We start from the raw sequence: 9861 nt of genomic DNA on the forward strand, positions 1-9861 counted from the left end.
CTGTTCATCTCCGTAGCCAGGATGGCTTTCTGCTGGGCATCTACTTTGGCGTAAATCATGCGCTTGCTCTCCGTTTTCGAAGAGCATCGCGCGCTCTAGACTTTTGGTAAAGTTATCAAACCTTTCGAATAGTTACTTAAATAGCGCGACAAAGCCTCACTCGCCAGCAGGTTGGTGAGGCTTTGTCGCGCGCCGGCCCGCTTGACGTAAGTAGGCCGCTGCGCTAGAATCGCAAATCTTGCAAGCCAATCGTTGCGATAGGATGATTTTGCGTGTTTGAGACCCTCGGATCGAGATTACAGTCCGTCTTCGACAACCTGCAGAAGCGCGGCAAGCTAACCGAAGCTGACGTCGACGTCGCCATGCGCGAGGTGCGTATGGCGCTGCTGGAAGCCGACGTCAACTATAAGGTCGTCAAGGATTTCGTGGCCCGCGTGCGCGAGCGCGCCATCGGCCAGGAAGTCATGCGCAGCCTGACCCCCGGCCAGCAGGTGGTCAAGATCGTCCACGACGAACTGGTGACCACGCTGGGCGAGCCGGGCCGGTTGAATTTGGGCGCGCAGTCGCCGGCGGTCATCATGCTCGTCGGCTTGCAGGGCGCGGGCAAGACGACGATGGCCGGCAAGCTGGCGCTCCACCTGCGCAAGCAGGGGCGGCGTCCGCTGCTCGTCGCCGCCGACGTTTACCGGCCGGCGGCCATCAACCAGTTGGAGACGCTGGGCAAGCAGCTCGACATCCCCGTCTACAGCGAGGGGACGCAGGCCAATCCCGTGAACGTCTGCGCCAATGGCGTGCGCCAGGCCATCTCCACCGGCGCGACGACGGTTATTCTGGACACGGCCGGCCGGCTGAACATTAACGAGATGATGATGGACGAGATCAGGGGCATCAAGGCCCGCGTCCAGCCCATCGAGACGCTGCTGGTGGCCGACGCCATGACCGGCCAGGAAGCGGTGCGCGTGGCGACCGACTTCCACAACGCCGTGACGCTGACCGGTCTGATCATGACCAAGATCGACGGCGACGCGCGCGGCGGCGCATCCATCTCCATGCGGGAAGTCACCGGCGTGCCCATCAAGTTCCTCGGCGTCGGCGAGAAGCTGAACGCCATCGAGGTCTTCCACCCCGACCGGCTGGCCAACCGCATCCTGGGCATGGGCGACGTGATGACGCTCATCGAGCAGGCGCAGTCGGAGATGGACATGGAAGAGGCCCAGCGCGCCGGCCAGCGCCTGGTGACCGGCGAATTCGACCTGGACGACTTCCTGAAGCAGTTGCAGCAGATCAAGCGCATGGGGCCGATCGGCAAGCTGCTGGAGATGGTTCCCGGCATGAACAAGATGGCCGGTGACGTGGACTTGAGTTCGGCCGAGACCGACTTGAAGCGCATCGAGGCCATGATCCAATCCATGACCTACGACGAGCGGCGCAACCCGCGGCTGATCAAGGCCAGCCGCAAGCGCCGCATCGCCACTGGCTCCGGCACGACGGTGCAGGACATCAACGTGCTGCTGAAGCAGCACCGCGAGATGCAAGAGATGATGAAGCAGTTCAAGGGCGGGCGCGGGCGCGGCGCGCTCAGTTCGCTCTTCGGCGGTAAGATGTAAGAAGAATGATCCGCAGATTTCGCAGATTACGCAGATTTAAGAATCCTTCTTCAAATCTGTGTAATCTGTGAAGTCTGTGGATGCTCTTTTAGTTAAGTAGGGAGTGACAAACTAGAACATGCTACGTATTCGTTTGAGTCGAACTGGCAAGAAGCGGCAGCCCAGCTATCGGGTCGTCGTAGCCGAGAAGGAAGCCAAGCGCGACGGCCGGGTGGTCGAGCGCATTGGTCATTACAACCCGCTGCCCAATCCGGCGGAGTTCAAGATCGAGGAAGATCGCGCCCTCTACTGGCTGAGCGTCGGCGCGCAGCCGTCGGACGCGGTGCGCGTGCTGCTGAACAAGCAGGGCACGTTCGACCGTCTGGCCCGCCTGCACGCCGGCGAATCGCTGGACGCGCTGGTGGCCGAGTATAAGGGTGTGGAAGCGACGGCCGAAGCGCCAGCCGCGGAAGCGCCGGCCGAGCCGTCAATCGTCGAGCGCGTGACCGGCGCGGTCAGCAGCGCGGCGGCTGCGGTCGCCGCCCCGGTGGCCGCCGCCGTGGAGCGGATCGAGGACGCGGTCGAGGCGCTGCTGGGCGCGGACGAAGAGGAGTAAACCCTCATGAAGGACCTGGTGACCTTCATCGTGGAGTCGCTGGTCGACCATCCCGAAGAGGTGCAGGTGGCGGAAGTCCGCGGCCGGGGATCGACGGTCATCGAACTCTCGGTGGCCGCGCCTGACATGGGGCGCGTCATCGGCAAGGGCGGGCGGGTGATCGATTCCGTGCGCGCCCTGCTACAGGTGCGCGCCGCCAAAGAGGGCAAGCGGGTCGAACTCGAACTGCTGGAAGCTGACAATCTGCGCTAGGCGGAATTAACGCAAAGGCGCTAGGACGCCAAGACGCAAATAGGACGCGAAAGCCTTGCGTCCTGGCGTCTTGGCGTTGAGGTTTCTTTATGACAAGTGACCTGGCCGGGGACAAGAGAGGCGCGGCGGAGAGTTCCGCCGAGCCTCGTTTTTTGGCGGTTGGCCGCGTCCTCAAGCCGCACGGCGTGCGCGGCGAGGTGCGCGTTGAGCCGCTGACCGATGATCCGGCGCGCTTCAAGCAGCTGACCCACATTTACGTTGGCGAGCGCAACCCCCGGCGGGTCGCGATCGAGGGCGTGCGCTTTCACCAGAGTTGGGTGCTGCTCCGGCTGGACGGCTACCCCACCCGCACCGAGGCCGAGCTGCTGCGCAACGAACTGCTCCAGGTCACCGAGGCCGAGGCTGTGCCGCTGGAAGAGGGCGAATACTACCTGTACCAGTTGGAGGGTTTGGCCGTCTACACCGAGGCGGGCGTCCATTTAGGCCGGCTAACCGACGTGCTGGAGACGGGCGCGAACAACGTCTTCATCGTCCAGGGGCCGAAGGGCGAACTGCTCATCCCCGACATCCCGGACGTGGTGCAGGATGTAGATATCGCGGGCGGGCGGCTGGTCATCCGTCCGCTGCCGGGCCTGTTGGGAGATATGGACGAGTAAAAGAGGCTCACGCAAAGAGCGCAAAGGCGGACAAGAACGCCAAGCAGCGTACTTGACATTTGGCGTCCTTTGCTTCTTTGCGTTCTTTGCGTGAGCTCCTTTTCTGGCGGGACAACTATGTCTGATCTGAAGTACTGGCTGGGGTTCAACTACGTCAACGGCATCGGCCCGGCCAAGATTCAGGCGTTATTGGGCGCGTTCGACTCGCTGGAGCGGGCCTGGCGGGCGACCGAGGCGCAACTGCGCGACATCGGCTTCGACGGCCGGGCCATCCAGAGCTTCGTCGAGGCGCGCCAGACGCTCGACCTGGATCGCTACGCCCAGCGGGTGGAGGCCAGCGGCGCCCACGTTCTGACCTGGGAGAGCGCCGACTACCCGCCGCTGCTGCGCCAGATCGCCGCCGCCCCACCCGTCCTTTTCGTGCGCGGCCGGTTCGAGCCGGCCGACCAGTGGGCCGTGGCTATCGTCGGCACGCGCCGGCTGTCGGCCTATGGCCGGATGGCGGCGCACGACCTGGCGCGCGGCCTGGCCCAGAACGGCATCACCATCATCAGCGGCCTGGCGCGCGGCATTGACGGCGTGGCCCACCGGACGGCGCTCGACGCGGGCGGCCGGACAATTGGCGTCATGGGCTGCGGCATCGACAAGATTTATCCGCCGGAGCACCGCGACCTGGCCCACGCCATGATCGAGGGGCACGGCGCGGTCGTGACCGATTTCCCCCTGGGCACAGAGCCGGACAGCAAGAACTTCCCGGCGCGCAACCGGCTCATCAGCGGACTGTCGTTGGGCACGCTGGTCATCGAGGCGGGCGAGAAGAGCGGCGCGCTCATCACCGCTCGCTTTGCCCTGGAGCAGGATCGCGACGTGTTCGCCGTGCCGGGCAACATCAACAGCCCGGTCAGCGCGGGGACAAACCGGCTCATCCAGCAAGGGGCCAAGCTGGTGATGGGCGTAGAGGATATTCTGGAGGAGTTGAACCTGCGGATGGTGACCGAGCAGGCGACGGCGCAGGTGGCGCTGCCCGATTCGGCCGAAGAGGCGGCGCTGCTGGCCCAACTCTCTTCGCAGCCATTGCACGTCGATGAATTGGGCCGCGTAACCGGCATGCCCAGCAGCCTCATCAGCAGCACGCTGACGATGATGGAGCTAAAGGGGATGGTGCAGCAGGTCGGCGGCATGAACTACGTCCGGCTGAGGGAACCGGAGGCGACTTACGACGTCACGACCTACCAGGTCGAGCCGGCTCAAGAGTAGAAGACCACCAACCATGCGCATCGTCATTTTCGCCGGCGGGGCCGGCCTTCGCCTGTGGCCCATCAGCCGCCAGAGTTCGCCCAAGCAGTTCGAGCCGATCGTCGGTGAGGCGTCCACGCTCCAGTTGGCGCTGGCGCGCGTCGCGCCCATCTACGGCTACGACAACATCTACGTCGCCACCAACGAGCGCTACGTCGCTATGGTGCACGAGCAGTTGCCCGAATTGGCCGCCGACCACATTATCGCCGAGCCGGCGCGGCGCGACCTGGGGCCGGCGGTGGGGCTGGCCATGGCTCACCTGGCCCGGCGCGGCGAGCAGGAGCCGGTCGCCATCCTGTGGAGCGACAATTACATCGAGAACGTCGCCGCCTTCCGCGAACTGCTGAGCGTGGCCGAAGGACTGATCCGGCGCGACACGGCCGACATCCTTTTCATCGGCGAGACGCCACGCTTCGCCAATGAGAACCTGGGCTGGATCGGCCTGGGCGAGGTGGCCGGGCGCGAGGGGACGACCGACTACTACCGCTTTCGCTCGCTGACCTACCGGCCGCCGCTGGAGGAGTGCCGGCGCATGTTCGCCGAGGGGGCGCACGTCTGGAACACCGGTTTTTTTGTCACCACGCCGGCCACCATTCGCCGCCTCTACCAGCGCTTCTCGCCCGCCATGTGGCGGCAGTTGTGCGTCATCGAGGCCGCCATCGGCAGCGAGGACTACGGCGCGACGCTGGCGCGGGTCTACCCCAACCTCCCGGCCATCAGCTTCGACGACGCGATCCTGACCCACCTCGACCCGGCGCGGGCGCTCGTCCTGCACAGTGAGATGGGTTGGAGCGACCCGGGCACACTCTACGCGCTCAAAGAGGCGCTCGATCCCGACCTGACGGCCAACGTCACGAAAGGATTGGTCATTGACACCGCGTCGGAAGATTGTCTACTCTATAACTACGAACCGCACAAGCTGGTCGTGGCTGTCGGGCTGCAAGGGATGATCGTGGTCAACACCGACGACGCGCTGCTCGTCGTCCACAAAGACCAGATTCCCCTGGTCAAGCGCGTCATCAGCGGCCTGCACGGCACTGATTTAGAATCTTACAGTTAGGGATTAGGGGTTAGGGACTAGGGACCAAGGAAGAGCGCTCTTCCCTAGTCCCTAGCCCCTAGCCCCTAAGAGTGAATTATGAGCAACGAACAAGCCCAGGCGGAGCTGGTGGGCTACTGCCTGAAGTGTAAAGAGAAGCGGGTGATCCTGAACCCCGTTCCGGAGTGGGCCGCCAACGGCTCGCCGGCCACGCGCGGGACGTGCCCCGTCTGCGGCACGGCTATCTATTTGCGCGGCCGGACGCCGGCCCACGACGCGCTGCCCAGGCCGGAGCGCGCCCCGGCCCCCGCCAAGGCCAAGAGCGGCGGCAAGAAGGCCGATAAGAAGCCGGCCAAGAAGACCGCGGCCAAGACGAGCAAGAAGGCGGGCGCGGCGGCCAAGTCAGCCGTCTCGACCAAGGGCGTCGAGCGCGGCGGCAAGCTGGTCGTCGTCGAGTCGCCGGCCAAGGCCAAGACCATCGGGCGGTATTTGGGCCGCGGCTACGTCGTCAAGCCCAGCCTGGGCCACGTGCGCGACCTGCTGAAGTCGCGCCTCAGCGTGGACGTAGACAACAACTTTGCCCCCGAATACCGCGTGCCAAACGAGAAGCGGGCGCTGGTCAAGGAGTTGAAGGAAGCGGCGGCGCGGGCCAGCGAAGTCTACCTGGCGACCGACCCTGACCGCGAAGGGGAGGCCATCGCCTGGCACGTCATGGAAGCGGCCGAGATGGATCCGGCGCGCACTCAGCGCGTCGTCTTCCACGAGATCACCCAGCCGGCCATCCGCGCCGCCTTCGACCAGCCCCGCGCCATCGACATGGATCGCGTCGAGGCGCAGCAGGCGCGCCGCGTCCTCGACCGGCTGGTCGGCTACCAGCTCAGCCCCCTGCTGTGGCGCAAGGTGCGCGGCCGGCTGTCGGCCGGGCGCGTCCAGTCGGTGGCTGTGCGGCTGGTGGTGGAGCGGGAGCGCGAGATCGAGGCGTTCGACTCGCGCGAGTACTGGACGATTGACGCCGAATTGAGCCAGATCAAGTTTCGGGCGGGCGCGCGCGACAACGGCCGCCGCCGTCCTTTCTTCCTGGCCCGGCTGCACCGCCTGAACGGGGCCGAGCCGGAGTTGGGCAACGAGGAGGCGGTCCGGCCCCATCTGGCGGCGCTGGAGACGGCCGATTGGCAGGTGGGCGAGGTCAACCTGGGCAAGCGGGTGCGCCGCCCGCTCGCGCCTTTCATCACCAGCACCCTGCAACAGGACGCGTCGCGCCGCCTGGGGCTGGGCACGACGCGCACCATGCGCATCGCCCAGGAGCTTTACGAGGGCGTCAACGTGGGCGAGGGGGGCGTGGGCCTGATCACCTACATGCGCACCGACAGCGTCACCGTGGCCGGCGAGGCCCAGGAGGCGGCCCGCCGCTTCATCGGCCAGACGTTCGGCGCGGAGTACGTGCCGGAAAAGCCGCCGGTCTACAAGACGCGCTCCAAGACGGCCCAGGAGGCGCACGAGGCCATCCGGCCGACGGCCGTGGAGCGCACGCCGGCCAGCCTGAAGGCGCATCTGTCGAAGGAGCAGTTCCGGCTCTACAAGCTCATCTGGGAGCGCTTCGTCGCCAGTCAGATGGCTCCGGCGGTCTACGATACCGTCTCGGCCGACATCTGGGCCGGCCCGGCGGCGACGCCGGCCGCCCAGCGCCCCTACCTGTTCCGCGCCACCGGCTCGACGCTCATCTTCCCCGGTTTCCTGGCCGTCTACGGCGCGGACGACCCTGACGAGGAGAACGGCGAGGCAGCCGACGCGCCGCAAGTGCCGTCCGACCTCCAAACCGGCGAGGCGGTCGACCTGCTGCGCGTGCTGCCGGAGCAGCACTTCACCCAGCCGCCGCCGCGCTACTCCGAAGCGTCGCTGGTCAAGACCCTGGAGGAGAACGGCATCGGCCGCCCCTCCACCTACGCCTCGATCATCTCGACCATCCAGCAGCGCGGCTACGTGGAGCAGGAGCAGAAGCGGCTGCGGCCGACGGAGATCGGCTCTATCGTCAACGACATGCTGGTGCAGTACTTCCCCGACGTGCTGTCGGTCGATTTCACGGCGCGGCTAGAAGATGAACTGGACGAGATCGCCGAGGGCAAGCCGTGGGTTCCCGTGCTGGGCGACTTCTACAAAAAGTTCGCCAAAGACCTGGACGTGGCCGACGCGGCGCTGCCGAAGCTGGACTTGAAGCGCGAGCCGGAGTTCGTCGGCCGCGACTGCCCGCTGAGCGGCCACCCACTGGTCTATCGCGAGGGGCGCTTCGGTCGGTTCGTCGGCTGCAGCGGCTATCCGCAGTGCCGCTACACCGAGCAGATTCTCGTCAAGGTCGGCGTCATTTGCCCCCATTGCGGCGGCGACCTGATCGAGAAGCGCACCAAGCGCGGCAAGGTGTTCTACGGCTGCGCCAACTACCCGGCCTGCGACTGGACTAACTGGAAGCGTCCGCTGCCCCAGCCGTGCCCGGTGTGCGCCGGGGTGCTGGTGCAGGACAACAAGGAGATGGCGCGCTGCACCCGCTGCGAGCACACCGTCCCGCTGGCTGAACTGCCGCCCGTCGTCGAGCTGGAGACGGCCCTCGACTAGGCTGCGCTATCGTGGAAGAAATGGCTACGGAGTGGGACGGAAAATACGGATTTCTTCTGTAAATCCGTGTCTGCCGCTTAAACCGTAGCCATTTCTTACGCGCCGCGGCTTTTTTACTCATCTGGCGACCTACCGACTTTGCCGTATATAGGCCGGCGTAGCGACCGGATTGTGTCATAGTTTCTCTGGGGTGCTGTCGCGTCGCTCCACGTTCTCTGCACACAAGTGCCTATATATGGCCCTATACACCCAATATGCGGGTTTTCCCCTAGGCATGGTGTCTACGTCATTTGACGGTACTGTAATGCACTTTGTAACGCTCCGTTAGTACTATAGTCAAGGTACGGCAATTTCCCCTGTGTGTTGCTGACATCACTTGCGCCTGCCCAGGCCCCTAAGCTGCCTCACGGTACGCCTGGCCGGCGGACCGCCGTACACATCTTATAACGGAGAAAGCTATGCGAGAGCATACAACGAGGCGATTCGCCATCGTTGTGTTGCTGCTGTGCGCTGCCTCATTTGGCCTAAGGCATCGGGGGACCGTTTACGCAGCATCGCAACGCGATCAGACGGGCAAGAATCAACTTTACATTCCAGCGGTCTACGTTCGCCCGGCGGCCGTCGGCGACTTGCAGATCGTTCACATGGGTCTTTACCAGTCGGTGCAAAACCCGGCCAACAGCATCACCCTGGTGGCCGAGAAACCGGCAATTTTGCGCGTCTATGCCCTGGGTTCGTCCAACAATGGCCGGTCGATAGAGGCAACCGTGACCGTCACCGCCCAGCGCGGCGGCGTCTCCCTAGGCTCGCTCACCAGTGGCTTGCGGGCCGTGCCCAGCCAAGCCAACGCCGACGACCTCAACAGCACCTTCAACTTCGATCTGCCGCCCGCCTGGCTGTCCGGCCAGGTCACGCTGACGGCGACTATCGACCAGGCCGACCGGGTCTCTGAGTCGAGCGAGGGCAACAACCAGCGCGCCGCGGCCTTCACCTTCCACAACCTGCCGCCGCTCGACGTGACAATCGTGCCCATTCGCTACATCCATGCTCCCAGCGGGGCGACCTATGCCGACGCGGCACACGATCCCATCAGCGATTGGCTGTCGGCGGCGTTCCCGGCCGGCCGGGTGGACGTCTCATATCACGCGCCCTACACCTTCATCGGCGACCTGCGCCAGGGTACAGAGTGGAGGCGCTTGCTGGATCAACTGAGCGCGTTGTGGACAGTCGAAGTGGGCGCGAACACCTCCCGCATTTTCTACGGGCTTATTCCTACCGGTCAGTCCGGCCAGTCCTGGTTCGAAGGGTATGGCATCAGCGGCATGGGCTGGGTCGGCGGCTGGCGCGTATCGATCGGTCTCGACCTGGGGGCGCAAGCAGGCCCGACGGCCGGGCACGAAATCGGCCACAACCTGGGCCGCTGGCACGCCCCGTGCGGCGATCCGAGCAACGTCGATCCCAACTACCCGTACCCGAACGCCATCATTGGCGTGCACGGCGTTGACACGGAAGAGCACCTGCTGCTCTCGCCTAACCAGACGCACGACATGATGAGCTACTGCGGCCCGCGGTGGGTGTCGGATTACACCTATGAGGGGCTGGTGCAGGAGCAGCTGGCCCGCGGCGGCCGGCTGGCCCCCATCCCCACGTCGCCGTCCGGCGAGGCGTTGCTATTGCGCGCGACGGTCGATGGCGACCGCGTCACGACCTTGCCGGCCTACCAGCTTGACCAGGCGGTGCCCGCGAGCGAGGGGAACGGTTCCCATCAGGTTCAACTGCTCGACGCGAAGGGGCGTGTGCTGGCCGTCC

At 65.2% G+C, this 9861-nt stretch carries 7 protein-coding genes and 1 pseudogene; all 8 read left to right on the forward strand.

Features of this window, described 5'->3' with window-relative positions:
• Window positions 1-272: 272 nt before the first annotated feature.
• Window positions 273-1607: a signal recognition particle protein gene (ffh, locus tag ACE3UY_RS09950; RefSeq protein ID WP_374687383.1), complete on the forward strand. Its 1335-nt coding sequence runs from the start codon at window positions 273-275 to the stop codon at window positions 1605-1607.
• 118 nt (window positions 1608-1725) lie between these two features.
• Window positions 1726-2202, forward strand: coding sequence for a 30S ribosomal protein S16 (rpsP, locus tag ACE3UY_RS09955; protein ID WP_374687384.1), 477 nt, complete (start codon window positions 1726-1728; stop codon window positions 2200-2202).
• Window positions 2203-2208: 6 nt separating this feature from the next.
• A complete protein-coding gene (locus ACE3UY_RS09960; protein WP_374687385.1) occupies window positions 2209-2454 on the forward strand; it encodes a KH domain-containing protein in 246 nt (81 codons plus the stop codon).
• 89 nt (window positions 2455-2543) lie between these two features.
• Window positions 2544-3110 carry a ribosome maturation factor RimM gene (gene rimM, locus ACE3UY_RS09965; RefSeq protein ID WP_374687386.1) on the forward strand — a complete coding sequence of 189 codons (567 nt, stop codon included), beginning with the start codon at window positions 2544-2546 and terminating at the stop codon, window positions 3108-3110.
• A gap of 117 nt (window positions 3111-3227) precedes the next feature.
• Window positions 3228-4367 (forward strand): DNA-processing protein DprA, encoded by a 1140-nt coding sequence (gene dprA, locus ACE3UY_RS09970; protein ID WP_374687387.1) that lies wholly within the window; start codon window positions 3228-3230, stop codon window positions 4365-4367.
• A gap of 13 nt (window positions 4368-4380) precedes the next feature.
• Window positions 4381-5466, forward strand: a complete 1086-nt coding sequence (locus tag ACE3UY_RS09975; RefSeq protein WP_374687388.1) for a mannose-1-phosphate guanylyltransferase — start codon at window positions 4381-4383, stop codon at window positions 5464-5466.
• A gap of 78 nt (window positions 5467-5544) precedes the next feature.
• Window positions 5545-8052, forward strand: a complete 2508-nt coding sequence (topA, locus tag ACE3UY_RS09980; RefSeq protein ID WP_374687389.1) for a type I DNA topoisomerase — start codon at window positions 5545-5547, stop codon at window positions 8050-8052.
• 458 nt (window positions 8053-8510) lie between these two features.
• A pseudogene (locus ACE3UY_RS09985) lies at window positions 8511-9861 on the forward strand (hypothetical protein); the annotation flags it as partial.

Origin of the sequence: Promineifilum sp. (SeqCode) (assembly GCF_041918635.1) — a bacterium.
Classification (GTDB): Bacteria; Chloroflexota; Anaerolineae; order Promineifilales; family Promineifilaceae; genus Promineifilum.

Coding starts and splice junctions, on each gene's coding strand:
- dprA (WP_374687387.1), top strand. CDS start 3,228: ATGTCTGATCTGAAGTACTGGCTGGGGTTCAACTACGTCAACGGCATC.
- topA (WP_374687389.1), top strand. CDS start 5,545: ATGAGCAACGAACAAGCCCAGGCGGAGCTGGTGGGCTACTGCCTGAAG.
- ACE3UY_RS09960 (WP_374687385.1), top strand. CDS start 2,209: ATGAAGGACCTGGTGACCTTCATCGTGGAGTCGCTGGTCGACCATCCC.
- rpsP (WP_374687384.1), top strand. CDS start 1,726: ATGCTACGTATTCGTTTGAGTCGAACTGGCAAGAAGCGGCAGCCCAGC.
- ACE3UY_RS09975 (WP_374687388.1), top strand. CDS start 4,381: ATGCGCATCGTCATTTTCGCCGGCGGGGCCGGCCTTCGCCTGTGGCCC.
- rimM (WP_374687386.1), top strand. CDS start 2,544: ATGACAAGTGACCTGGCCGGGGACAAGAGAGGCGCGGCGGAGAGTTCC.